Here is a 25,042-nt window from a genome sequence, read left to right as displayed (position 1 = left end):
CCTGCCGGTTCTTACCACCGGGTAAGAAGCGCCCGGTAGTATCGCGAAATGGCTGTGAAAACACGCGTGACCACTACGGACGGCATGATCGAGGGAAAGCCGGTCGGCAATCTCACCACCTGGCGGGGCATTCCCTACGCCGCCCCTCCCGTCGGTCCGCTTCGGTTTCGCGCACCTCAACCCACCCAGCCGTGGCAGGGCGTGCGCGACGCGACCGAGTGGGGCAACGCATCCGTTCAGCACAAGCGGGGCACGATGCTCGCAATCGGCAAGTACCAACCGTCGAGCGAGGATTGCCTGACACTCAACGTCCTGGCACCGAGCACGCCGAGCACGACACCCAGACCGGTCATGGTGTTCATCCACGGCGGTGCGTACACCCTCGGCACGTCGGCCACCCCGCTGTACGGCGGAGGTTCGCTGGTCCGGCGCTCGCTGCAGGACGGCGACGGCATCATCTACGTGTCGGTCAACTACCGACTCGGCGCTTTGGGCTACCTCGACATGTCGCGATTCTCGACCCCCGAGCGGCCGTTCGATTCCAACCTGGGACTACGCGACCAGGTGGCGGCATTGGAGTGGGTAAAGCGCAACATCGCCGAGTTCGGCGGAGATCCCGACAACGTCACCGTCTTCGGCGAGTCCGCAGGCGGCAATGCCGTCACCACCCTGATGACAGTGCCCGCCGCGAAAGGCCTTTTCGCCCAGGCAATTGCCGAAAGCTCGGCACCGGGCATGACGACCGCCAAGCATCGTGCGGACCAGTGGGCGAGCGAGTACGTCGGGTACCTCGGAGGCACCGCCGAGACCGCGGTGGAAACCCTGGAGAACGCCGAGGTACTGGCACTCGGCCGAGCAGGCACCAAGCTCGGACTCACCACGCTGCACCGCACTCCCGGCCTGCTCCCCTTCGGCCCGGTGATCGACGGCGATTTCCTTCCTGTCGATCCGGTCGAGGCGTACGCGAACGGCACCGCACACAATGTGCCGCTGATCATCGGCACCAACGCCCGTGAGGGAACACTTTTTCCGAAGTTTCTGGATGCGTTGCCCACCAACCCCGAACGCATTTCCAAACTCTTCTCCCTTACCGATCCCGCGGCAGAACCGGTTGTCACCGGCGGATACCGGGGATACCCGAGCGAGCGGGCTGCCATCGACTTCGGCGGGGATTTCACGTTCTGGAAGCCGTCTCTCGAAGTGGCCGAGGGACATTCGCGTCACGCACCGACGTACTTCTATCGCTTCGACTTCGCCCCTCGGTCGATGAAGTTGCTGGGCCTCGACGCCACCCACGGGTTCGAGTTGTTCGCCGTCTTCGGCATCAACGAGACGTTGTTCGGCAAGGCTCTGACCGCGACAGGGGGACGAAAGTCGTTCGCGGAGGTCACCGAGCAGGTGCAGTCACACTGGATTGCGTTCGCCACCAACGGAAAGCCGTTGGAATCGTGGCCGGCATACGACGAAGCCGAGCGCAAGACATTGATCTTCGACACGCGCACTCGGGTGCAGAAAGATCCGCGCAGCGATCGCCGCAAAGCGTGGGAAGGCTATCGCGGCTACGCCAGCCAGACGCTCGAACCCGCTACTTGAGCAACCGCGACATCCGGCGGTCGGCAAGAATCTTGCCGGCCGTCTGGCACGTCGCGCAGTACTGAAAAGAGCGGTCCACGTAGGCGACCTCGCGCACCGGATCTCCGCAGACCGGGCACGGCAGCCCGGTTCTGGCGTGCACCCGCATGCCGGATCGCTTCTCCCCCTTCAGACGCGCCGCATCCTGCCCGGCCGAGCGGTCCACCGCGTCGGACAGGACCGAACGCATCGCGGCATAGAGGACCGCGACGGATTCCGCGTCGAGCTTGCTCGACGACGCGAACGGCGAGAGCTTGGCGACGTGCAGAATCTCGTCCGAGTAGGCGTTGCCGATTCCGGCGAGCAACGATTGGTCCACCAACGAGGTCTTCAGACGAGCTGTGGTGCTGCCCAGTATCTCGGCGAATTCGAGCTCGGTGACCGTCATCGCGTCCGGCCCGAGCCGGGCGATGCTCGCAACCTGCTGAGGATCACGGACCACCCAGACCGCCAATCGTTTTTTGGTACCGGCTTCGGTCAGGTCGATGGCGGGCGTCGCGCCCTCGGGAGTAAAGAAGTGGATCCGCAGCGCCAGCGGCCCCTTGCCCGGTTTCGGCGGAGCAACACTGGGGTTGTCCACCCATCGCAGCCAACCCCCTCGCGACAGGTGGGTGATCAGCCACAGGTCACCCGCCTGCAGCGCCAGATGCTTTCCGAACCGCGCGGCATCGGTGACGTCGCGACCCTGCAGATCGGTGATCGGCGGATCGAAGGTCTTGAGAACACTGAGTGCCGCGATGTCGATGCGGCCTATCACGGCACCGACGGCATGCTCGCGCAAGAAGCCGGCAAGGGCCTCCACCTCGGGTAATTCCGGCATGCGTCCAGTATGCAGCTACGATGGCCGTCGTGATGGTTCCGACTCCGTACGAAGATCTGCTGCGCCGCATCCTCGACACCGGTACAGCCAAATCCGACCGGACGGGAACCGGGACGACCAGCGTGTTCGGGCATCAGATGCGCTTCGATCTGGCCGCGGGCTTCCCGTTGATCACCACCAAGAAGGTCCATCTCAAGTCGATCGTCTACGAATTGCTGTGGTTTCTGCGCGGAGACTCCAATGTCACGTGGCTGCAGGAACACGGCGTCAGCATCTGGGACGAGTGGGCAGCGCCGGACGGCGAACTCGGCCCCGTCTACGGAGTGCAGTGGCGTTCGTGGCCGACCCCGTCGGGCGAGCACATCGACCAGATCAGCCAGGTCATCGAGACCTTGAAGACCGATCCGGATTCGCGGCGAATGATTGTCTCGGCGTGGAACGTCGGCGAAATCCCGCAGATGGCCCTGCCGCCGTGCCATGCGTTCTTCCAGTTCTATGTCGCCGACGGCAAGCTCTCGTGCCAGTTGTATCAACGCAGCGCAGATATGTTCCTCGGCGTGCCCTTCAACATCGCCAGCTACGCACTGCTCACCCACATGGTCGCCGCACAGACCGGCCTCGACGTCGGCGAGTTCGTGTGGACCGGGGGCGACTGCCACATCTACGACAACCACCGCGACCAGGTTGCCGAGCAGCTCTCCCGCGAGGCGTACCCCTACCCGACTCTGAAACTGGCACAGCGGGATTCGATCTTCGACTACACCTTCGACGACGTCGAGATCGTCGACTATCAGCACCACCCTGCAATCAAGGCCCCGGTAGCGGTGTGAGTGCATCGAGAGAAGTCGGCCTGATCTGGGCGCAGAGTTCCAACCTCAAAATCGGCGAAGCCGGCAGGATTCCGTGGGAAGTACCGGAAGACATGGCCCGGTTCAAAGCCGTGACGATGAACCACCCGGTCATCATGGGACGCAAAACCTGGGAGTCTCTGCCCGAAAGATTTCGACCGCTTCCGGGCCGACGCAATATCGTGGTCACTCGCAACCGCTCGCTGGAGGTGCCGGGTGCCGAGACATGCGGCGGGGTGGACGAAGCCCTGGCCCTGGTCGAAGACGAGACCGTGTGGATCATCGGCGGCGGTGAAATCTACCGATCGGCAATGCGATTCGCCACAACCCTGCATGTGACCGAGATCGATGTCGAGGTACCGGGCGATACGGATGCGCCATCGGTGGAAGGCGATTGGATCAAGAAGACGGGCGACTGGCTCACCAGCAGAGTGGACGGTAGGCAGTTCAGATATGTGGAGTACGGGAAGCCTACCCAAACTGTTTGAGCGCGTTCATGATTCCCCCATCGCGGCTGCGGGTGGTGCGTCATACTGGCGGCTATGGACAAGAAGTCACTCACCGCACTTGCCCGTCAGCAACTCAAGCTCGCAGTCGGCGCGTCGAGTGGCCGCAGTTCGCAGACGGTGTACGGCGGCCACAGTCGCAAATTGAGGCAGACCGTCGTGGCGCTGGCCGCAGGCAACAAGCTGGCCGAACACGATCTCAGCGGCGAGTCGACCGTCCTCGTCCTCAGCGGCAAGTTGGAGCTGATCAGCGGTGAGAAGACCTGGAAGGGCTCGACCGGCGATCTCCTCGTCATCCCCGACGCACGGCACAGCGTCGAAGCTCTCGAAGACGTCAGCTTCTTGCTGACCGTCGCTATGTGACCGCTTTCCTGACGACCAACACCGGGCAATCTGCGGTGTTGACCAGAGCGAAGCTCGTCGACCCGAGCAGCATTCCCCCGAATCCGCCGCGCCCCCGGTTACCCACCACGATCACGGCTGCCGTTTCGGACAGTCCGCTGAGCACTCGAACGGGGCGATCCTGGGCGACGACGCGTTGGACGTCGACCTCCGGGAACCGCTCTTGCCACCCGGCGAGACTTTCCGCCAGCAACGCTTCCTCGGTGTCGGCGATGGCCTGCCAATCAGCAGGCGCGCGACCGAACGAGCGCGTCAGATCCACGTCGGACCACACGTGTACCGCGATCAACGGAGCGTCACGTGCCGAGGCCTCGACGAACGCCCACTCGACCGCTGTCTGATTGACGTCGGATCCGTCCACGCCGACGACGACCGGGCCCTCGGCGACGGGACGGCCGTCGATGTCCCGGCCGCGTACGACAGCCACGGGTGACACGCTGTGGGCGGCCAGAGAGAGTGTGACAGCGCCCGTCTCGCTCGCTCCGATCACCAGGAGCTCGGCTTGGGCCGACACGCCGATGAGTACGTCCATCACGCCGCCCTCGACGGCACTCGAGGTCACCTCGAACGTCGGGTCGTCGACGACCGACACGGCCAGCGTTTCCGCGGCCGCGAGCCGCGACTTAGCAGTGGCGACGAATTCCGTTGCCTCGCCTGCAAATTCGCTCAGATCGACAACGCCTGGCATGTCGACGGCCGTCACGATGTGCAATCGCCGATCCCGTCGCCGAGCGCACAGGGCCGCCCAGATCACAGCCTTGTCGGCCGCAGCGGAACCGTCGATGCCGACGATGATCGGTCGATGCCCTGTCACGTGTCGGCCTCCGGTAGTAGCCCCGAGCCCGGTGGCTCGGTGAATGACGAACAGGGGTTCAGGCTAGTCGATGAATGGTCGCCGAAGGCGTGATGCACTCACGTCAGCTGGCGCGCAGCGCGTCTGCGTACCCCTGAGTTCGGGTGCGGTTCGCCTCGGCTGCCGCGGCCCGGGTGTCGAGATGGACCAGGTAGTCGGCCAATTGGTCGCGGCTGCGGACACCGACGCCCAGGTCGGTCCGCTCGAAGACGCGCCACCGCGCGAGCGTCGGCAGCAGCACCTCGTCGAGATGACGTCGAAGATCGAAGATCCCGTCCCGCTCGATGAGCATGGCGCTCCGACCGAAGCCGGGCAGGTTGGTACCCGGCAACTGCGCGTTCATGACTACTTCGGTGATCGCCGTGACGGTCGGAGCGGGGGCGACGTCGAGCGCTGCCGACACCAGATTCGCAAAGAAGGTGACGTGCAGTTTCTGGTCGTCGACTATCCGGCCGAGCAAGCGATCGGCAACCGGATCGTGGCACTGGTGCGCGGTATTCGTATGGCAGACGCTACTGATCGTTTCGTCGAGGGTCACCTGTGCCAGAGAACGAAGGAGGTGAGCGCCGTTCATCGGGGAGTCGAATCCCACCGTCTTGCACTGTGCGCGAGCTCGACCGAGTGCCGTCGGATCGACGCTGCGCGTGGCGACCAAATAGTCGCTGACGGCTGCAGCATGCCGGGTGCGCTCGGCGCTCCACTCGGCGAGCCAGGCAGGCCACGAGCCGGTACCCGACGCCGCGACCTCGCACCGATACAGCGGAATGTTCTGCTCGGTGAGGAGATCGGTGACCAGTGCCGCCTTGGCGGCTTCGGTCAGCGGTGACGTACGCGTTCCCCAGTACATCTCGGTCCGGACGAAATCCGTGGGCTGCCAGGAGACAGCTGTCGAGCGGTGGCGCGCGAGGTTGTCGTCGATCGTCGGCTGCAGTTCCCGTAGAACCGTGAACTGCCCGATGTCGCTGCGCATACTCGTCCTCTCACCCCGCTCGTCCGGACCGATCCGAGATCAAAGTAGGCGTGTAGCGCAGGCGATGGGACCGCCTTCTGCATTGTTTAGGGCAAGTCGCAAGGCCTCTCGTGGCCCGCTCGAGATAAATCACAACGAGTTTTGCCGAAACCATGGATCACACGTAGATAACAACCTATGATCGATCCTGTTAGAGGCCAGGAAACAAACTCGAAGTTTGAAAAACCTGCCATTTCGGCTGAAGTTGCATAGATTCACGACAGGAAGCGCGTTTCTACGCGTGAGTACGTTAGCTCTCTCAAAACCTGAAGAATCCAACACGAAGGGTTGATCTGTGACCGTTCACAACTCGACTGGCCTCGGAATCATGGTCGCAGGGCAGCCTGCTTCGGCTCCCCTTCGCGATTTTCGCGCAGTGGCGCGCCTCCTGGTAGGCCACTTCGCCGCCAATACTCCCTGCGGTTCACTTCCCGGTGAACAACTCCACGGAGACGTCACCGAATTCACCGTCAAATGCATCAGCATCGCCGTGCAGATGCTCGACGAGCGGCGCGCACCTGCCGAGTCCGACTTGGCCGAACTGCGCGCCAAGGCCAGTCAATGGGCTCGTGAGGGTGTCCCGCTCGAGTCCGTCCTCAGCGTCTACCACGAGGGCATTCAGATCGGTTGGAATCTGGTGTCCAAGCGGGCAGGAGAAGGCGACGCCGCCCAGTTGATCGAGGCTGCGCGCATGTTCGTGCTGCTGTCGGAGAAGGTCTCGATCGCGGCCAGCAAGAGCTACGTCGAAGAGCTTCAGGCGGTGGCGAGCGAGCATCACACAGCCGCGCACACGCTGGTCACCTCGTTGCTGAGCGGACACAACGCCGTCTCGATGGCCCGCCAGTCGGGCATCGAACTCGCCGACAGTTACCTCGTGCTCGCACTGTCGGTACCGCCGCACCCCGACGAGAACGACCCCAACATCCAGAAGACGGTGGCTGCACGACGCAAACTGCGTCGCGTGCAGGCCGAACTGGCCACCGTCTGCGGACGCACTCCCCTGTCGCTGCTCAGCACCGAGGGCGGAACCGTCCTGATCCCCGGCGTCCACGACGACGAGTGGGTCGAGGCGCTGGTGCACCGCATCGGTACCGCCGCAGAGGTCCCCGTCACCGCCACCGCCGAGCAGGCTGCGACAGCCGACATTCCCACCGCAGCAGACCAGGTCCACGAACTGCTGTCCCTGGCTCATCAGCTGCACCGCCCGTCCGGGTTGTACCGGATGGACGACCTGGTGCTCGAGTACCAGCTCACTCGTCCCGGACCGGGTCGACGCCACCTCACCCAGATCCTCGAGCCACTCGATTCGTCACCCGAATTGCTCGAGACCCTCGAGATCCACATTTCGCACGACCTCAACCGTCAGCGCTCCGCCCGGCAACTTCATCTGCACACCAACACCGTCGACTACCGCCTCAAGCGAATCGCACAACTGACCGGGTTCGACCCGACTCGTCCGTCCGGTATCCGCCACCTCCAGGCGGCACTGGTGGCCAGACGGCTCGAATCCTCGCGCGGCGCAGCGTGATCTGAGAACTCCGACCGGTTTCTCGACCCGACGGCAGGTAGCGTCGGAAGTATTCGAGAAGCAGGGGATCATGCATGACGAAGTTGAAGCTCCAGTTGTCCGGCGTGGTCAAGGAGTACCCCACCGGCGAACAACCGGTCCGTGCGTTGGACGGCATCGATCTCACGATCGACGGTGGGCAGTTCGTGTCGCTGGTCGCGCCGTCCGGAGCAGGTAAGTCGACACTGCTGCACATGCTCGGCGCGCTGGACACCCCGACGGCCGGGTCCATCCGATTCAACGACGTCGAGGTCACCACCCTCGACGACAACGCACAGTCCGATTTCCGACGCCATCAGGTGGGCTTCGTCTTCCAGTTCTTCAACCTGCTGCCGACCATGTCGGCGTGGGAGAACGTGGCCGTCCCGAAGCTGCTCGACGGCACCCCCATCAAGAAGGCGAAAGCCGACGCGATGCGGCTGTTGGACATGGTGGGGCTGGCGCAGCGGTCCGAACACCGCCCGGCGCAACTGTCGGGCGGCCAGATTCAACGTATCGCCATCGCCCGAGCCCTGATGATGGACCCGGCGCTGCTGATCGCCGACGAACCGACGGGCAACCTCGATTCCAAGACCTCCCACAACGTCCTCGAGATTCTTGCCGACGTAGCCCACGGCAGCGAGGGACGTCGGGCAGTGGTGATGGCAACCCACGATCTCGAGGCGGCTCGGTCGACCGATCGCGTCGTCAGCATGATCGACGGCCGCGTCGATACCGTCACCGCTGGTACACCTCGGTGATCGGTACCGCGCTCAGCAGATTTCGCGTCATCAGCCTCCGAGACCTCCGAATGCACTGGGTGCGTTCGCTGGTCTCGGCGGGAGTCGTGGCCGTCGCCGCGGGTTTGCTCATCGCCGTCCTCGGCACCTACGGATCGCTGACCGGATCCGTCGAACGTCTGGCGGTGTCGATCGCAGGCAACGCGCAGTACGAAGTGGTCGGCGTGACCGATTCCGGATTCGACCAGAACGAACTCGACGTCGTACGCGGTGTTGCGGGCGCCGATGCGGCGGTACCTCTGCTCCGCAGCATCGTGCGATCCGATGTCGGCGAGCTGACGGTACTGGGTGTCGATTCATCGATCACGGCACTGCAGTCCGATCTGCAAGGTGCCGTGGGCAGCGCAGCGGGTCTGCTGTCCGACCCGTCGGGCGTATTGGTCGGAGCAGCAACGGGATTGACGCAGGGTGCCACGGTCACGATCGCCGACCGACCCACTGCGGTAGTGGGCGTGATCGACGGCCCTGGCACGCAGCGCATCGGTGGGGGCATGTTCGCCGTCACGTTGCTGCCCACCGCGCAGACCTTGACCGACCGGCCGGGCCAGCTCGATTCGATCTTCGTTCTCGGTGGCGGGGACGACCTGCGATCGGACCTCGACGCGGCGTTGGCCGGCCGAGTGTCGGTGATGAATCCGGAATTTCGGGCCGACAGAGCCGATCAGGCCATGAGCCTGACGCGCAATGCGACGCTGATGGTCTCCCTCATCGCGTTCGTCGTCGCGGCGTTCCTGGTGTTCAACGTCATGAACATGGCCATCGCCAAGCGTCGCCCCACCATCTCCCTGCTCCGAGCAGTCGGCGGTCGGCGCGCCGACATCGTCCGCGACCTGTTGTTCGAGTCGGTGCTGGTGGGTCTCGTCGGCGGTGCCGTCGGGGTACCTCTCGGAATCATCATGGGCCGCATCGCCATCGAGAGCCTGCCACCGTTCCTGTCGCAAGCATTCGATGCGCGAATCGAATACGTGTTGCCGAGCTTCGCCATTCCCGTCGCGATCGTGGCCTGCGTGCTGGCCTGCGTCGGCGCGTCCGCTCTGGCTGCCGTTCAGGTGTATCGCATCTCGCCGATCGAAGCATTGGCGGTCGGCGGCGGAGAAACAACCGGCGGTCCGAAGCTGTCGTTCACGCTGGCCGCCACGGTGTTCGGTCTGCTCGCCATCGCCGGATCGTTCGTGTTCGCCGTCAACGTGGACGGGCAATTGACCCTCGGTGCCGGTGCCCTGTTCATGTTCGGAGTCGTCGCACTGTGCGTCGGCGGAACCGGGCCGATCGTCTGGGCCACCGGCGCTGTGCCCCGCCGATGGGGTGGTGCCGGACGCCTCGCCACCGCGACCATCGAACGCGCTCCTCGGCGCATCTGGGCGACGGTGATGACCATCGTCATCGCCGTGGGAGTCAGTGTGGGAGTGTCCGGTTCGTTGACGAACATGACCGACTCCGCCGCCGAGTCACTGTCGTCGCTCGCCGACACGGACCTGTACGTATCGATGAGCTCACCCGACGCCATACCGTCGGGCCCGATCGTTCCCGCCGCGGTAGACGAGGCCGTGCGGGCGACGGCCGGTGTCTCCCGCGTCGTCGAAGGGCAGTGGGCCTACGCGACCATCGACGACGAGCTGGTTTCCATCCAAGGCGTCGCCGACGGGAGCAACGCGGTGACGCTGGCCTCGCTCCCCGCAGACGTACGCGCGGGATTGCTCGCGGGCGACGGGGTGGTGCTCTCGAAGGCGCTCGGTACGACGCTGGGAGTGACGGCGGGAGACTCCATCGATCTACCGACGCCGACCGGAGTGCAGAACGTACGCGTGCTCGATCTCGTGGACTACATCAACGCCGCCGGCGGCACGATGGCGATCTCGCTGGAATCGATGCAGCGCTTCTACGACCGCCCGGGTGCGACGTACCTCGAGATCACCGTCGACGGAGACGTTGCAGCCGTACAGGATTCGCTGCGGTCGACGCTGCCGCCCGAGGCATTCGTATACACGGGCGCCGCGGCACTCGAGGGCACCAGCGCGGCCATCCGCCAGTCCGGTGCCCTGGCCATCGCACTGCAGTGGATCGTCGCACTCGTCGCTGCCGTCGCATTGCTGAACACGTTGACGCTGTCGGTACTCGAACGTCGACGTGAACTCGGAGTACTGCGCGCCATGGGCGGCGGCCGAGGAACGCTGGCACGAATGGTGTTGGCGGAGGCACTGTCCGTGGGCATCGTCGGCGGCGTGCTCGGCTTGATCATCGGTGCCGGCCTGCAATACCTGAGCACACTGATCCTCGGTGCCAGCATCGGAATTCCAGTGCAGTACAACGCCAGTTGGACGGTGCTGCTGTACGGACTCGTTGCGTTGGGCCTCTCGCTGCTGGGATCAGCTCCGCCTGCGGTGCACGCATCACGCCTGAACATCGTGGATGCTATTGCCGCGGATTAGGTGGTGGGGATCGGGCTCGTTCTGCGGTGCTGGGGCCTAGGGATCCGCAAACGCGCGCGCGTTTGTCAGGTGCGAGCGAAATAGACAGCCAGCGGCTGACGACTCTGCGCGCGTCTGGCACATGCGCGCGCGTTTGTACGAGGATGACCGACGTGGCCACATTCAGCGTCGAAGTAGAGAAGTACGCGGTCGAGACTCTGCGCGACTGTGTGGGTGGTCCCGAGTGGGAGTTGCGGCCCGAGCGCGCGGCACTTCTGGTCCACGACATGCAGCCGTACTACCTGAACGTGCTCCACTCCTCGGTTCGTGCGCGGGTGGCCGCAGAAGCGTCGGCGGTGCTCGCGTGCGCCAGGTCTGCCGGAGTGCCGATTCTGGCGAGCGGTCCGCGGGCGGCTGAGGCGATCGAACAGCGTGGACTGCTGGGGCCGATGTGGGGGTTGGGCCCGTCTGCCGAGGACGTGGCGGTCACCGAATCGGACTTCGTTCCGATCGCGAAGCGCAGCTACAGCGCGTTCTACGCGTCCGATCTCGAGGTCGAACTACGCCGACGAGGCCGTGACCAGCTGGTCATTGTGGGTGTCTTCGCCTCGGCGGGAATTCTCGCGACGACGTTCGACGCTTTTGCCCGCGACATTCAGTGCTTCGTCGGCATCGAATCGGTCGCCGATTACACCGCCCACCAGCACCGCACCGCCCTGAATCTGATCGCATCACTGACCGGTGTAGTGACCAGCAGCGCGAACCTGCTTCACGATCTGCGGTGCGGACCGCTAGACTGACGACCGCGACGTGGGCCCCCTGTGCAGTACGACAGCGACCCACCCGCAACCCGATTGTTCGACTGATCGAAAGACCTTGTTGCACAGGGACTTTGGAGCACTCGTTCGATCACCAGCCTTCGTAGCTCAGGGGATAGAGCAACCCTCTCCTAAAGGGTAGGTCGCAGGTTCGAATCCTGCCGAGGGCACCAGCCTCGCTTTTCGGCGCGCACTCTCAGATTTCTTACCCCGCCCTATTGCCCTCCCCTCCAAACCGGCGTACATTCGAACATGTATTCGAGTACTGGGGAGGGACTCGTGGTCACAGCTGTACAGAAATCACCGCTCACATCCGCTGAGGTGTTGAGGTTCGTTGCACGTCTTCAGGCGTCCGACATAGTCGTCGACGCAGCAGCGGGCATCGATCTCATCTCTGCTCTAGAAACGATCAAGTGCGTCAGCGTGGCAACCCAAGCCGTGGTGACCGATGCCGTTGCAACCGTGATCAGCACCGAACGTCGTGAACGTGGCAAACCGAAAGCGCAGTGGCGCACAGGAATTGCGTCGCAGATCGGCCTGGCTCGACGAGAGTCACCCAACCGCGGCGGCACTCATCTCGGGCTTGCTCGTGCGCTCGTTCACGAAATGCCACACACCCTGGCCCGCCTGAAAGCCGGCGAACTCAACGAGTGGCGCGTCATGATTCTCGCCCGCGAAACCGCGTGTCTCACCGTCGACGATCGCCGAACCATCGATGAACGCCTGTGCGCAGACCCCGCCACCCTCGCCGGTGCAGGAGATCGCACCATCGAGGGTCGCGCCCGCGCACTCGCCAACGAACTGGACGCCGCCTCCCAGGTCAAGCGACGCGCAAAGGCATACGCCGCACGCCGAGTCAGTACGCGCCCCGCACCCGAATCGATGGGATTCTTCACCGCGCTCACCTCGATGGAGAAGACCGTCTGCATGTGGGCGACCCTGCGGCGCGACGCCGACACCGTCATCAACGCAGGTGGCGACACACGCAGCCGCGATCAGATCATGGCCGACCTGGTGTTCGAGAGAGTCACCGGCGCATCGGCCGCTCAAGGTCCACCGGTCACCGTCGACATCGTCATCTCGGATTCGACCCTGCTCGCCGGTGGCGACACGTCCGCATATCTGCACGGCTACGGCGACATCCCGTCGGACGTCGCACGCCAACTCGTGCGCGACGCACTCGACGATGCGCAGGGCAATGAGACGCGCGTCGCATTACGTCGCCTCTATGCCCACCCGAAAACCGGCGCACTGACAGCCGTCGAATCCACATCCCGCGCCTTTCCCACCGCATTGGGACGCCTCATCGATCTCCGCGATCGCACGTGCCGCACCCCGTGGTGCGACGCGCCCATCCGGCACCACGACCACATCACCGCACACACCGCGGGCGGAGCGACCAGCGCCGAAAACGGCGCAGGCCTGTGTGCCGCATGTAATTACGCGAAAGAAGGCGAAGGCTGGACGGCCGAAGCGCTGCGAGACAAACGGAACGCGCGACATCGCTACAGGCTCATCTCACCCACCGGGCACACGTACGATTCGAGCGCGCCGTCGATGCCGGTGGTCGAGCTCTACAGCTCGCCGGCGGAGAACGTCTACATCGACGGACTGTTCGGCTCCGACGCCGCGTGACCGTCGACCGCGGGAAGAGATCGGGTCCGCACTCGGTTACACTCGGTATCGACGCGCGTAACTGCACGTCAGACGTCGTGGAATGCTCCCGAATCACCATGTGCACCCCGCACAGGCTTCTCTTACGGCGATCGAAACTGCCCACCGGCAGTCTCGCCACCTTGCATCTCGGCCCGAAGGCCCGCAGGTGCAACACCCTGCCCGAAAGGCACTTTTCATCACAATGACGACCCCACAGACTTTTGCTGCACTCGGAGTACCCCAGGCCATCGCAGACGTACTCGCGAGCCAGGGCAAGACCGAGGCCTTCCCCATCCAGGCCGACACGCTCCCCGACACACTGCAGGGACGCGACGTACTCGGACGCGGAAAGACCGGCAGCGGAAAGACACTCGCATTTTCCATCCCCATGGTCGCGCGCCTCGCCGGCCAACTCCCCGGCAACCGCAAGCCCGGCCGCCCGCGCGGACTGATCCTTGCGCCGACGCGTGAGCTCGCCACCCAGATCGCCGTCGCGATCGAACCCCTCGCCGCCGCATACTCGTTGAAGGTCACGACGATCTTCGGTGGTGTCTCGCAGGTTCGTCAGGTGTCCGCACTCAAGTCGGGTGTCGACATCGTCGTCGCCTGCCCCGGACGCCTCGAAGACCTGATGAAGCAGCGCCACCTGACGCTCGACGGCGTACAGATCACCGTCCTCGACGAGGCAGATCACATGGCCGACCTCGGGTTCCTGCCCGTCGTCACCCGGATCCTCGCCGCTACCCCCGACAAGGGTCAGCGCATGCTGTTCTCGGCGACCCTGGACAACGGTGTCGACAAACTGGTCAAGCGCTTCCTGCACAACCAGATCACGCACTCCGTCGACGAGGCGACCTCGCACGTCGAGGCCATGACCCACAGCGTGTTCGAGGTCGACGGCGTCGAAGCCAAGAAGAAGCTGGTTCACCAGCTCGCCTCCGGCACCGGACGCCGCATCCTGTTCATGCGCACCAAGCACCAGGCCCGCAAGCTCGCCAAGCAGCTCACCGACGCCGGAATCCCGTCCGTCGACCTGCACGGCAACCTCTCGCAGGCCGCACGTGACCGCAACCTCGCGGCCTTCTCCTCCGGCCAGGCCCGCGTGCTCGTCGCCACCGACGTCGCAGCCCGCGGCGTCCACGTCGACGACGTTCAGCTCGTCGTCCACGTCGATCCCCCGGCCGAGCACAAGGCATACCTGCACCGCTCCGGCCGCACCGCGCGCGCCGGCAGCGCAGGCGACGTCGTGACCGTGGTTCTGCCCGAGCAGCGCAAGGACACCGCAGTGCTGCTGCGCAAGGCCGACATCAAGGTCACCCCGATCCGCGTCACCGCCGACTCGCCTGCAGTGGCGAACCTCGTCGGCGAGCAGGCCCGCTACGTCGAGCCTGCACCGAAGGCAGAGCCGGCACCGGCCCGCACCGGAGCCCCGCGCAACAACAACGCGCGACGCGGCGGCCCGGCCCGCTCGGGTGGACAGCCGCGCAGTGGTGGACAGCCGCGCAGTGGTGGACAGCCGCGTTCCGGCGGTGGCGGCCACAGCCGTCGCGCAGCAGGCCCGGCCACGAGCCAGCGCAGCCGCTGACCCGAACTTCGGAAACAGGAAAGCCCTCGCTACGAGGGCTTTCCTGTTCTGATGCTCACCACGGCAGCAACCGCGCACAAGCCGGCCGCACCGAACCACGCCATCGTGTACGCACCGGTGGCGTCCCGCACGACGCCCGCGACGACGGAGGCGATGCCCGCTCCGATCTGGTGTGAGGCGAAGACCCACCCGAACACCAGAGAACCCTTGTCGCCGAACACCTCTCGGCACAGTGCAATCGTGGGCGGGACCGTTGCCACCCAATCCAATCCGTAGATCACCACGAAGATGACGATCGACGGTTGGATGGTCGCCGACAACAACCACGGCAGAAACAACAGCGAGATTCCGCGAAAGCCGTAATAGGCCGCCAACAGATACCGCGGATTCACTCGATCGGTCAGCCAACCCGATGCGATCGTCCCGACGATGTCGAAGATTCCCACCACCGCCAGCAGACCCGCTGCGGTGGTTTCGTGCATTCCGTGGTCGTGCGCCGACGGTATGAAGTGAGTTCCGATGAGCCCGTTGGTCGTTGCGCCACAGATCGCGAATCCGAGCACCAACGCCCAGAAGGTTCGTACTCGGCTCGCGTCGCGTAGCGCCTGCACCGCTGCGCGCGCGGGGTTCACGGTCGACACCTCCGCCGGCGGGACGTAGTCGGCGGGTGCGCCGTACGGAGTCACGCCGACATCGGCCGGCATGTTGCGCAGCCACCGCAACACGAACGGCACCACGATCAGCGAGCCCCCGGCGATGAGGAACGATGCTGCGCGCCAACCGGATCGGTCGACCAGCTGAGCGATCAACGGCAGAAAGATCAACTGCCCCGTCGCGCTGCCCGCGGTCAACACGCCCGAGACGAGCCCGCGACGCTGTACGAACCATCGATTCGTCACCACCGCCGCGAACACCAGAGCCATCGACCCGGTGCCCAACCCGATCATGACGCCCCACGTCAACACCAACTGCCACGCCTGGGTCACGAACACACTCAGAGCGCTGCCCGCGGCGACGACGACCAACGCCGTCGACGTCACAGCTCGGATCCCGAAACGCTCCATCAACGCCGCGGCGAACGGTGCCGTCAGACCGAACAGCACCAGGTTGACGCCCACCGCCAGCGACAGCATCGACCGCGGCCAACCGAACTCTTCCTGCAGCGGCACCATCAACACACTCGGTGCGGCCCGGAACCCCGCCGCACCGACGAGAGCGAGGAAGGCCACCGCGGCGACGATCCATGCCGGATGAAGTCGCCTGCGGGTCGCGATCTCGGAAGTCACGCAGACAGTGTGCCTCAGTCGAGCTGGCACACTGGAGCGGTGACCGTCAGCGCTGCCCACCGTCCCGAGTCCGGGCCCCTCGGTCCGCAAGAATTGGCGACCGCTGCGGTAATGAGCAGCTTCACCGTCGCGCTGACGGTGATCGGCGTGCTGGTGCCCATGGCAGCGATTCTGCAGGTTGTCGCCGCTATTCCGATGTCGGTGGTGGCCCTGCGCTATCGGACGCGAGCATTGGTCACCTCAGCGGTGGCGGGCATACTCGTAGGATTCGTCGCGGCCGGCACTCAGACGGCGCTCACCGTGGCCAGTGCGGCATTGCTGGGCGGTCTGGTCGGCCGGGCGAAGCGCCGGAAACAAGGCCTGTTCGGCGTGCTCTTCACGTCGGCAATCGTCGGACCGGCACTCGGAGCCCTCGCGGTGCTGTTGCTGCTGATCCTCGTCCCGCTACGGCAGCTGTTTCTCGAGACGCTCCGCAACACCATCGAAGGCATCTCCCGACTGTTCGAGCGCGTATCCGCCCCGCAGGCCATCCCCGATGTCATTCGCAGCAGCAGCACAGCGGTACTCGACAACTGGTGGTGGTGGGTCGGCGGGTCCATCGCATTCGGCATCGTCACCGGAACTCTGTTCGCGTGGCTGATCCTCACCGCCATCCTCGATCGCCTCTCGGCCATCCCCACACCGGAGCCGTTCGTCTCGGGCATCGACGACGAGATCGCGCCACTGCCCGTCACCCTGACCGCCGTGGGCTACCGATATCCCGGCAGTAGATCGGCAGCGTTGAGCGGCATCGACCTGCACATCGAACAGGGTGAATTCGTCGCGATCGTCGGCCACAACGGATCCGGTAAATCCACGCTGACGCGCATCCTCGCAGGCCGTGAACCCTCGGAGGGCTCGGTGACTCGTCCCGGCTCCACCGGACTCGGCAGGTACGGCGGCACCGCAGTGGTGTTGCAGCGACCCGAAAGTCAGATCCTCGGCACCCGCGTCGCCGACGACGTCGTATGGGGACTGCCACCCGGCGACTCTCGCCCCGACGTCGACGCCTTGCTCGACGAAGTGGGGTTGAGCGGCATGGGTGCTCGCGACACGGCCTCGCTTTCCGGCGGCGAGATGCAGCGACTTGCCGTCGCCGCGGCCCTGGCTCGTCGCCCCGCTCTGCTGATCGCCGACGAGGCAACCGCCATGATCGACGCCTCGGGCCGAGAGCATCTGGTCTCGCTACTCGCGGCACTGCCCCGTCGGCACGGGATGTCGGTCGTACTCGTCACCCATCATGTCTCGGAAACTGTTGCCACTGATCGCGTCGTACATTTACACGAGGGCATGCAGGTGGAGCACGACACTCTGTGGATGCAGACCAGGACCGGCAACGCTGCTGTTCTGCACGACAATTCGAGCCCGCGCCTGCTCGAACTACGCGACGTGCGGCACGTCTACAACAGGCGCACCCCGTGGGCACAATCGGCGTTGAACGGCGTCGACATCACCGTCAAGCGAGGCGAGGGAGTTCTCGTTCTCGGCGGAAACGGTTCGGGCAAGTCGACTTTGGCGTGGATCATGGCCGGCCTGACCGGGCCCACCACCGGCGTCGCGCAGCTCGACGGCAAGGCGATGACGTCGCGAGTCGGCGACGTCGGGCTGGCCTTTCAGCATTCGCGCCTGCAGTTGCAGCGGCGCACCGTCTCCGAGGACATCGCCGCGGCCGCGGGGCCCGAAACCGGTTCTGCCACAGTGTCGGCCGCGATGGATGCCGTCGGCCTCGACCGGTCACTGGCCGCACGCGACGTCGACTCGCTCAGCGGCGGACAGATGCGACGCGTGGTGCTGGCCGGTCTGATCGCTCGTCGACCCCGCATCTTGGTGCTCGACGAGCCGCTGGCCGGACTCGACCCGCCCGGACGCGACGACATCATCGGCGTCCTCGCCGGCCTGCGTGAGCGCGGCGTGTCGATCGTGGTCATCTCGCACGACGTGGACGGTATGGACGCCGTCTGCAGTCGAACCATCACGATGGCCGACGGCCACATCGTCTCCGATTCGATTCATGGGAGCGTGCATTCGTGACGACCGTCGTACTGCGCCAGGTTCCACGGTTCTCACCCATTCATCGACTGTGGGCGGGCACCAAGCTCATCGTAGTGTTGCTGCTCAGCATCACCCTCGTCGTGGCTCCGACGTGGCCTGCCCTCGGCATCGTGTTCGCGCTGCTGATCGTCGCGGCTGTCATCGCCCAGATTCCGATCACGGCTCTACCTCGGCCACCATGGTGGATCTGGGCGCTCTTCGGTGTCGGAGCACTGATCAATCTGCCCATCGGCGGCGCAGCGGTTCTGCTGTACTTCCGTGCCACGCTGTTCGTGTTCGTTCTGCTCGGCGCATCGATGATGATCGGGTGGACGACGTCGATGAGCGACATCGCTCCGGCGGTGTCGAAACTCGGTGCACCGCTGAAGAAGCTGAAGCTGCCGGTGGACGAGTGGGCGATCGCCGTGGCGCTCAGCCTGCGGTCGCTTCCGCTGCTCATCGAGGAGATGCGCACCCTCAACGCCGCCCGGCGGCTGCGACCGAAACCCGTGGTCAACAGTGCGTCGGACAATTCGCTGGTCGACATCGTGACCACGGTGATGTCGGTGGCCATCAGGCGCGCGGACGAAATGGGTGAGGCCATCACCGCACGCGGGGGCACCGGCATGATCACCGCCACCGAGGCACGTTTCAAGGGCTCGGACGCGGCGACACTGGTGGTGGTGACGCTGGCCTGCGCGGCCGCGATCACGATCAGCTTCCTGCTGCGGTGAGCTACTCCCCCGCGAGACGCTCGGTGCGCGAGTTCAACGCCTTGACGAACACGTCCGGGATATCGCGGGGATCCTCCGCGACATAGCTCGTACCACCGGTGGCCGCGGAGATCTGCTGCAGCGCAACCGGATCGGCATCACTGGTGACACCGACCGTGATGATCACGATGGGACGCACCGGATCCTGCTCCTTCTGCAGGGCGGCGAGAAGCTGATCCAGAGAAATGCTGCCGTTGTCCTCGTTCGCGCCGTCGGTGAGAATGATGACGCTGTTGACGTAGTCCGGGTCGTAGCCCTCCTTGACACGTCGGAACGCCGCAAGAGTGGTGTCGTAGAGCCCGGTTCCGCCTCCGACCAGAGCCGGTAGCCCACGGACCGCATCGAGAATGGCCTGACGCTGCGGCTTACCGTCGAACGTGTTGCTGACCGGGCCGAGCGGCACCAGTTCTCGATAGTCCTGCTTTCCACCACCGAGTCCGATGGAGAAGGCCCACAGCCCCATCTGCGTCTGGTCGCTGAACAGATCGTTGGCACCGAGCGAGGCATCGACGGTCAACGCGATGCGGGTGGAGTCGCCGGATTTCGCCGCCATCGAACCCGATACGTCCTCGACGACGAGGGTCCGGAGCGGCAACGCGAGCACCGCCCAGTCGCGCAGCGTCGTCTCGATCGACAGCGGATTCTTGATTTCCAACGCGGCGACCGAGCCGACGCCTCTGCCGTCGGCCAAGGGGGTTCCACTCGACGTTCGGAAGCCGGCTGCAACGAGTGTGTCCGTCGCCGACTGCGAGGCCAGCACCGACGCCAACGCGGCCCCGGCGGCCTTGACGCGGTCGTACTCCGGCCCGGCCGGAGCCGTGACGGCGAGGGGGTAGTTGAGGAAGTAGCTGCCCGTCGGCGGCACCGACTCGGTGAGCGACGATCCGGGGTTCGCTGCCTCGTAGGCCAGCACGGCCTGTTCGGTGGCGACGCTGGTTCCGCCCTCGGTCGCCACCTGGGCGACGAGGTCCGGGGTGTCGTGGGGCGTGTCGGCTATCCGGCCGAAGTCCTGTGCCATGGGCACCAGAGCGGCAGACACGGCTTTGGCGTCGGAGATCGCGACCTCGGACTCGGCCAGCGCACCGAGGATCGCAGCGTTGGACGCACTACTGGTGAGCGGATCGCCGATGCGTTGGCCCGGCATCTGCAGCACGCTGAGCCAGGTGTCGGTCACCGGGGCGGTATCGGAGGCCGACACCAGCACGGGCAGTGTGTTCGCCACCGACGTCTTGGCGAGTTCGGGCAGGGCTCCGGTCGAACGCAAAGTCTTGAGCAGCCACAACGTCGAGTCCGGGATCCACAGGTCGGGGCGGTTCTCGTCGGTACCTGCGATCTCGGTCGCCGTGTCGGTGGGGCGCTCGGCCCGCACCTCGAAGTCGACGCAGCCGCGGTCCACCTCGCCCGCCTGGGCCAGGATCTGCTGCACCGGTTCGGCGATCGAGGTGTCCACCGCGAGCGAGACCGTGTCCAGCGAATCGCACGAGTCCGAACCCGCTGCGCGTACGGCCTGGACGCCGAACCAGCCTCCGGCCGCGGCCACGACTACTGCCAGCGCGGCCGCGCCCCAGGTCACGACAGGACTGAACCTGCGACTACTGCCGCTGTGACGTCCTGACATCGCTGACTCCCCTACTTATACCCCCGACACGACTGTGTTGCGGGACTTCTCCGCACTACCCCACGTGACGGAGAGCACGCGGCGCACAGCATAGCCGCTCCCGTCAGCGACCGGAACGGCTTCTCAGTGCATTGACGAAGACGTTCGGTATTTCGGCGGGGTTTCGCGCTACGAAGCTGGTGCCCCCGGTGGCAGCAGAAATTTGTTGCAGCACACCCGCATCGGCGTCGTCGGTGATACCGATGGTGACGATGACGACCGGACGAGACGGGTCCTGTTCGGTACGCAGTGTGGCCAGCAGTTCGTCGAGCGAGATGCTGTTCGGATCCTCGTTGGCACCGTCGGTGAGGATGATGACGCTGTTCACCGCATCGGGGTCGTAGCCCTGCTGCACGGTGCGGAACGCGGCCAACGTGGTGTCGTACAGTCCGGTTCCACCACCGACCAGGGACGGAAGGGTGCGGGTCTGCTGCAGCAGCACTTCACGCTGGGTCGTGTCGCCGACCTTCTCGTCCATGCGCCGGATCGGTGCCAGCTCACGGTAATCCTGATCGCCGCCGCCGAGCCCGATGGAGAAGGCCCACAATCCCATCGACGCATTGTCGGGAAACAGTCGATTCCCGGTCTCGCTGGCCTGCACCGTCATCGCGATCCGGGTGTTCGCCCCGGCGCTGTAGTTCATCGAGCCGGACACGTCTTCCATCACGAGCGCTCGCGACGGGAGCGCGAGCACCTGATATTGACGCAGCACCGATTCGGCAGCCTGCTGGTCGCCGATCGCCAGACTCTCGACGGCACCGATACCACGATCGGACTCGAGGGGCGCGTTGTCTTCCGACCGAAAACCGGCCTCGGACAACATCTCCCGACCTCGATCGGATTCGATGACCGCGGCCAGCGCGCTGCCGACCGACTTCGCGCTGTCGTGCCGCTCGCCTGCAGGCTCGGTGACGGCCAGCGGGAAGTTCAGAAAGATGCTGCCCGTCGGCGGCACCGTCGCACCGAGTTCGGCACCGGTGTCGTTTCGGTACTCCAACATGGTCTGCTCGGACACCACGGCCACGCCGCCGTCGGCCACCAGATCGTCCAACCGGGTGGTGGGATCGGCTTCGCCGCGGGTGGCGGCCTGAGCCTGAGCGATCGGCACGAGCGCCGTCGACACCGCATCGAGGGCCTTCTCGTCCTCACCCGCCTCGGCCACCGCCCCGAGGATCGCCGCGTCGGAGATGGTGTTGGCCAACGGATTACCGATGCGCAAACCTTCGAGCTTCAGTGCGGTGAGCCACGTGTCGAAGAACGGAACCTCGTCCTTGCGGGTTGCGAGGACGGCCGGGGTGCTCGCCACCGACTGGCTCGCCAGGTCGATCAGCGACGCGGTCGATCGCACGGTCTTGCCGACCCACAGCGACGAATCGGGAATCCAGAGCGAGGGAACGTCGTCGCCTTTGGCCACTGCGGCCGACACCTGACCCGACTCCATCGCCGTCACCGCCACCTCGGCACAACCGAGATCCTCGGGCGCGGAGTCGTCGACGATCTTCTGCAGTACCGGCGCGATCGCGGGGTCGGCAGCCAACGTGTAGTTCGACGGGTCACCGCAGTCGCTGCCGAAGACCTTCTGCGCCACGAACACTCCGCCTGCGACGATCAGAAGCAGGACGACGGCAACGACGACGTACTTGGCGAACCCTCTGTTGCCCGTCGCGGACGACGGCGCACTGTGCCTACCGGGCATGCATCTCCACTCCTACACCGTCAGGCGTAGATCTTGACGAACGTCTTCAGCGAGTTCTCGATGTCGCCCTTGAGTGCGCGAGCGACACCGGCCCCGATGGGTCCGAACAACGGGGCACCGCCCAGGTTGACGTCGATCGTGATCTCGGACCCGTCACCCTTGGACTTCACAGACAGGTCGAGACCGATCTTCACTCCGCCCTTGCCGTTGCCCTTGAGCTCGAGCTTCCGGGGCGGATCGTAGGACTCGATCTTCCACGAGACGCGGTTGCGCATGCCCTTCACGCTGGCGATGGAGTCCAGGGTGGTGCCGACGGCCAGCTGCTCGGGCAGCTCACCGCGCCACGCTTCGTGGATGGAGAGCCACTGCTCGTAGCCGGACAGATCGGACGCATGCGCCCACGTCTGCTCGGGGGTCAGCGGGACGTCGAGGGAAACCTTCAGCTTGGCCACAGCAGGGATGGTAACCGCTGGACGAAAAATGCCCGTGTGAGGCCTTGCTCACACGGGCACTTCGCGGACGGTTCTACAGGTGAATCAGTGTGCGCTGGCCTTCTCCGCACCGATGCCGGTGAGAGAGCGAACCTCCATTTCGGCCTGCTTGTCGGTGTTCTCGGTGTCCTTCGAGATCAGCGTTCCGACGATGCCGAGGATGAACGCCAACGGAATCGACACGATGCCGGGGTTGGACAGCGGGAACCATGCGAAGTCCGAGCCGGGAATCATCGACGTCTTCGATCCCGACACGGCCGGGGAGAAGATGATCAGCACGATCGTCGAGATCAGGCCGCCGTACATGCTGAACAGTGCGCCGGTGGTGGTGAAGCGACGCCAGAACAGCGAGTACAGGATGGTCGGCAGGTTCGCGGCCGCTGCGACGGCGAACGCCAGCGCCACGAGGAAGGCGATGTTCTGCCCGTTCGCGAGGATGCCGAGGCCGATGGCCAGGATGCCGATGACGACGGCCGTGATGCGCGAGACCTTGACCTGCTTCTTGTCGTCGACCTGGCCCTTCTTGATGACGCTCGCATAGATGTCGTGAGCGAACGACGCCGACGCGGTGATCGTCAATCCGGCGACGACGGCGAGGATGGTCGCGAAGGCGACCGCCGAGATGACGCCGAGCAGAATGACGCCGCCGAGCTCGAAGGCCAACAGCGGAGCCGCGGAGTTCTGGCCGCCTGCGGAGGCCAGGATGCGGTCGGGTCCGACGATCGCTGCGGCGCCGTAGCCGAGCACGAGGGTGAACAGGTAGAACGCACCGATGAGCGCGATGGCCCACACGACGCTGCGACGAGCTTCCTTGGCGGTGGGCACCGTGTAGAAGCGCATCAGCACGTGCGGCAGACCTGCCGTACCGAGGACGAGTGCGATGCCGAGCGACAGGAAGTTGATCTTCGAGGTGGCGCTGCCGCCGTACTGGGCACCGGGCTCGATGACGTCACGTGCGGCCACGGCATCGGTCGCCGAGCTCGACACCATCGCCTGCGCGCTGCCGAGAAGCTCGGAGAAGTTCAGGCCGAACTTGGCGAGCACGAGCACGGTCATGAATGCGGCACCGGCGATGAGCAGAACCGCCTTGATGATCTGCACCCACGTGGTGCCCTTCATGCCGCCGATGAGCACGTACGCGATCATCAACACACCGACGATGGCAATGACGATGGACTGCCCGGTGCGGTCGGAGATGTCGAGCAGCAGTGCGACGAGTCCGCCTGCGCCTGCCATCTGAGCCAACAGGTAGAACAGCGACACCGTCAGCGTCGACAGTGCGGCCGCGGTACGAACCGGGCCTTGCTTGAGCCGGAAGCTCAGCACGTCCGCCATCGTGAACTTGCCGGTGTTCCTGAGCAATTCGGCGACGAGCAGGAGCGCGACGAGCCAGGCGACGAGGAACCCGATGGAGTACAGGAAGCCGTCGTAGCCGTAGACGGCGATGGCACCGGCGATACCGAGAAAGCTTGCGGCCGAGAGGTAGTCACCGGCAATGGCGACGCCGTTCTGCGGTCCGGAGAATCCGCCGCCCGCGGTGAAGAACTCCGCAGACGTCGCGTTCTTCTTGGAGGCGCGAATGACGACGGCCATCGTGATGAGGACGAACGCGCCGAAGATCGCGATATTGACGAGCGGTTCACCGACGGTGGTGTCGGCGGCCTGGGCTAGTACATTCACGGCTTCTACATTCACGGCTTCGCTCCCTGGGAGGCTTCCATCTCGGCGCGCAGGGCTGCGGCGCGAGGATCGAGTTCACGGTTGGCGAACCGCACGTAGATGCCGGTGATGGCGAACGTGGTGACGAACTGGCCGAGGCCGAGCAGCAGACCGACGTTGATGTTGCCCCACACCTTGGTCGACATGAAGTCGACGGCGTAGGTGCTGAGCAGCACGTAGATGACGTACCAGACCAGGAAGAACCCGGCCATCGGGAACACGAAGCTACGCAGGCGGTGCCGGAGTTCCTGGAACTCGGGACTGGCCTGCATGTCGACGAACGCTTGCGCGTCCGGTGGCGAATTGGTTTCCGGTGCGGTCACCTTGGACTCCTGAAGTTGATGTGAGCTGTAGCTGACTCGGAACAGTAGTGAGAGTCAGGTCACAACATCAGGGGGTGGCGTCGATCACACGACGGGCTGCGGGAGTGTGCGACGAGCGGTAGCGCAGACCCGACGAACGGCCTT

General features: G+C 65.1%; 21 protein-coding genes and 1 tRNA gene. 13 read left to right on the top strand and 9 right to left on the bottom strand.

Features of this window, described 5'->3' with window-relative positions; genetic code table 11:
- Nucleotides 1–48 precede the first annotated feature (48 nt).
- Nucleotides 49–1,593 (top strand): carboxylesterase/lipase family protein, encoded by a 1,545-nt coding sequence (locus RFA01S_RS10545; protein WP_032385706.1) that lies wholly within the window; start codon nucleotides 49–51, stop codon nucleotides 1,591–1,593.
- On the opposite strand, the gene RFA01S_RS10540 is transcribed toward RFA01S_RS10545, so the two are convergent.
- Nucleotides 1,586–2,452 (bottom strand): DNA-formamidopyrimidine glycosylase family protein, encoded by an 867-nt coding sequence (locus tag RFA01S_RS10540; protein ID WP_027495990.1) that lies wholly within the window; start codon nucleotides 2,450–2,452, stop codon nucleotides 1,586–1,588. The two genes, RFA01S_RS10545 and RFA01S_RS10540, sit on opposite strands and share 8 nt — an antisense overlap.
- 29 nt (nucleotides 2,453–2,481) lie before the next feature.
- Here RFA01S_RS10540 and RFA01S_RS10535 point away from each other — a divergent pair, with 29 nt between their 5' ends.
- Genes RFA01S_RS10535 through RFA01S_RS10525 form a run of 3 tightly spaced genes read left to right on the top strand, consistent with a single transcriptional unit; the run spans nucleotide 2,482 to nucleotide 4,169 of the window.
- The gene (locus tag RFA01S_RS10535; protein WP_027495989.1) at nucleotides 2,482–3,282 is read left to right on the top strand and encodes a thymidylate synthase; all 801 of its coding nucleotides are present in this window, start codon (nucleotides 2,482–2,484) and stop codon (nucleotides 3,280–3,282) included.
- Nucleotides 3,279–3,788 (top strand): dihydrofolate reductase, encoded by a 510-nt coding sequence (locus tag RFA01S_RS10530; RefSeq protein WP_032407605.1) that lies wholly within the window; start codon nucleotides 3,279–3,281, stop codon nucleotides 3,786–3,788. Before RFA01S_RS10535 ends, RFA01S_RS10530 begins: the two co-directional genes overlap by 4 nt.
- Before the next feature lie 54 nt (nucleotides 3,789–3,842).
- Entirely contained in the window at nucleotides 3,843–4,169 is a 327-nt protein-coding gene (locus tag RFA01S_RS10525; protein WP_027495987.1) for a cupin domain-containing protein, read from the top strand.
- On the opposite strand, the gene RFA01S_RS10520 is transcribed toward RFA01S_RS10525, so the two are convergent.
- Together RFA01S_RS10520 and RFA01S_RS10515 are read right to left on the bottom strand one after the other, a co-directional pair.
- Complete coding sequence (locus RFA01S_RS10520) at nucleotides 4,162–5,022, bottom strand: universal stress protein (RefSeq protein ID WP_032390787.1); 861 nt, start codon at nucleotides 5,020–5,022, stop codon at nucleotides 4,162–4,164. The genes RFA01S_RS10525 and RFA01S_RS10520 overlap by 8 nt on opposite strands.
- A 103-nt stretch (nucleotides 5,023–5,125) precedes the next feature.
- Nucleotides 5,126–6,031 carry an acyl-ACP desaturase gene (locus RFA01S_RS10515; protein WP_032407606.1) on the bottom strand — a complete coding sequence of 302 codons (906 nt, stop codon included), beginning with the start codon at nucleotides 6,029–6,031 and terminating at the stop codon, nucleotides 5,126–5,128.
- A gap of 334 nt (nucleotides 6,032–6,365) precedes the next feature.
- Here RFA01S_RS10515 and RFA01S_RS10510 point away from each other — a divergent pair, with 334 nt between their 5' ends.
- From RFA01S_RS10510 to RFA01S_RS10480, 7 genes are all read left to right on the top strand, one after another.
- Nucleotides 6,366–7,598 (top strand): PucR family transcriptional regulator, encoded by a 1,233-nt coding sequence (locus tag RFA01S_RS10510; RefSeq protein WP_027495984.1) that lies wholly within the window; start codon nucleotides 6,366–6,368, stop codon nucleotides 7,596–7,598.
- A gap of 74 nt (nucleotides 7,599–7,672) precedes the next feature.
- Nucleotides 7,673–8,377, top strand: coding sequence for an ABC transporter ATP-binding protein (locus RFA01S_RS10505; protein ID WP_174557235.1), 705 nt, complete (start codon nucleotides 7,673–7,675; stop codon nucleotides 8,375–8,377).
- The gene (locus RFA01S_RS10500; protein WP_032407607.1) at nucleotides 8,374–10,845 is read left to right on the top strand and encodes an ABC transporter permease; all 2,472 of its coding nucleotides are present in this window, start codon (nucleotides 8,374–8,376) and stop codon (nucleotides 10,843–10,845) included. The genes RFA01S_RS10505 and RFA01S_RS10500 overlap by 4 nt, the downstream gene beginning before the upstream one ends.
- A gap of 152 nt (nucleotides 10,846–10,997) precedes the next feature.
- Nucleotides 10,998–11,624 carry an isochorismatase family protein gene (locus RFA01S_RS10495; RefSeq protein WP_162182896.1) on the top strand — a complete coding sequence of 209 codons (627 nt, stop codon included), beginning with the start codon at nucleotides 10,998–11,000 and terminating at the stop codon, nucleotides 11,622–11,624.
- 115 nt (nucleotides 11,625–11,739) lie between these two features.
- Nucleotides 11,740–11,815, top strand: a tRNA-Arg gene (locus RFA01S_RS10490).
- A gap of 106 nt (nucleotides 11,816–11,921) precedes the next feature.
- Nucleotides 11,922–13,277, top strand: coding sequence for an HNH endonuclease (locus tag RFA01S_RS10485; protein ID WP_139278427.1), 1,356 nt, complete (start codon nucleotides 11,922–11,924; stop codon nucleotides 13,275–13,277).
- Nucleotides 13,278–13,500: 223 nt separating this feature from the next.
- A complete protein-coding gene (locus tag RFA01S_RS10480; RefSeq protein WP_027495978.1) occupies nucleotides 13,501–14,883 on the top strand; it encodes a DEAD/DEAH box helicase in 1,383 nt (460 codons plus the stop codon).
- 29 nt (nucleotides 14,884–14,912) lie between these two features.
- Here RFA01S_RS10480 and RFA01S_RS10475 read toward each other — a convergent pair whose 3' ends face one another.
- Entirely contained in the window at nucleotides 14,913–16,169 is a 1,257-nt protein-coding gene (locus RFA01S_RS10475) for an MFS transporter (protein ID WP_032407608.1), read from the bottom strand.
- Between the two features lie 39 nt (nucleotides 16,170–16,208).
- Here RFA01S_RS10475 and RFA01S_RS10470 point away from each other — a divergent pair, with 39 nt between their 5' ends.
- Together RFA01S_RS10470 and RFA01S_RS10465 are read left to right on the top strand one after the other, a co-directional pair.
- Entirely contained in the window at nucleotides 16,209–18,239 is a 2,031-nt protein-coding gene (locus RFA01S_RS10470) for an ABC transporter ATP-binding protein (RefSeq protein WP_238325133.1), read from the top strand.
- Nucleotides 18,236–18,973 (top strand): energy-coupling factor transporter transmembrane component T family protein, encoded by a 738-nt coding sequence (locus RFA01S_RS10465; protein ID WP_032407609.1) that lies wholly within the window; start codon nucleotides 18,236–18,238, stop codon nucleotides 18,971–18,973. Before RFA01S_RS10470 ends, RFA01S_RS10465 begins: the two co-directional genes overlap by 4 nt.
- Nucleotide 18,974: 1 nt before the next feature.
- Here the strand turns inward: RFA01S_RS10465 and RFA01S_RS10460 are convergent, their stop codons facing one another.
- The 5 genes from RFA01S_RS10460 to RFA01S_RS10440 form a co-directional block, all read right to left on the bottom strand.
- Entirely contained in the window at nucleotides 18,975–20,585 is a 1,611-nt protein-coding gene (locus RFA01S_RS10460) for a VWA domain-containing protein (protein ID WP_238325134.1), read from the bottom strand.
- 148 nt (nucleotides 20,586–20,733) lie between these two features.
- Nucleotides 20,734–22,365: a substrate-binding domain-containing protein gene (locus RFA01S_RS10455; protein WP_032407611.1), complete on the bottom strand. Its 1,632-nt coding sequence runs from the start codon at nucleotides 22,363–22,365 to the stop codon at nucleotides 20,734–20,736.
- Between the two features lie 20 nt (nucleotides 22,366–22,385).
- Nucleotides 22,386–22,817, bottom strand: coding sequence for a type II toxin-antitoxin system Rv0910 family toxin (locus RFA01S_RS10450; protein WP_032407612.1), 432 nt, complete (start codon nucleotides 22,815–22,817; stop codon nucleotides 22,386–22,388).
- An 84-nt stretch (nucleotides 22,818–22,901) separates the two neighbouring features.
- A complete protein-coding gene (locus tag RFA01S_RS10445; protein WP_032407613.1) occupies nucleotides 22,902–24,536 on the bottom strand; it encodes a monocarboxylic acid transporter in 1,635 nt (544 codons plus the stop codon).
- 11 nt (nucleotides 24,537–24,547) lie between these two features.
- Nucleotides 24,548–24,847, bottom strand: a complete 300-nt coding sequence (locus tag RFA01S_RS10440; protein WP_063216896.1) for a DUF485 domain-containing protein — start codon at nucleotides 24,845–24,847, stop codon at nucleotides 24,548–24,550.
- Nucleotides 24,848–25,042 lie beyond the last annotated feature (195 nt).

Source organism: Rhodococcoides fascians NBRC 12155 = LMG 3623 (assembly GCF_001894785.1).
GTDB classification, from domain to species: Bacteria; Actinomycetota; Actinomycetes; order Mycobacteriales; family Mycobacteriaceae; genus Rhodococcoides; species Rhodococcoides fascians.
Note: the sequence above shows the minus strand (reverse complement) of the source record. Positions and strands in the feature narration are given on the sequence as shown.

Coding starts and splice junctions, on each gene's coding strand:
- RFA01S_RS10545 (WP_032385706.1), top strand. CDS start 49: ATGGCTGTGAAAACACGCGTGACCACTACGGACGGCATGATCGAGGGA.
- RFA01S_RS10540 (WP_027495990.1), bottom strand. CDS start 2,452: ATGCCGGAATTACCCGAGGTGGAGGCCCTTGCCGGCTTCTTGCGCGAG.
- RFA01S_RS10525 (WP_027495987.1), top strand. CDS start 3,843: ATGGACAAGAAGTCACTCACCGCACTTGCCCGTCAGCAACTCAAGCTC.
- RFA01S_RS10515 (WP_032407606.1), bottom strand. CDS start 6,031: ATGCGCAGCGACATCGGGCAGTTCACGGTTCTACGGGAACTGCAGCCG.
- RFA01S_RS10505 (WP_174557235.1), top strand. CDS start 7,673: ATGACGAAGTTGAAGCTCCAGTTGTCCGGCGTGGTCAAGGAGTACCCC.
- RFA01S_RS10480 (WP_027495978.1), top strand. CDS start 13,501: ATGACGACCCCACAGACTTTTGCTGCACTCGGAGTACCCCAGGCCATC.
- RFA01S_RS10455 (WP_032407611.1), bottom strand. CDS start 22,365: ATGCCCGGTAGGCACAGTGCGCCGTCGTCCGCGACGGGCAACAGAGGG.
- RFA01S_RS10440 (WP_063216896.1), bottom strand. CDS start 24,847: ATGCAGGCCAGTCCCGAGTTCCAGGAACTCCGGCACCGCCTGCGTAGC.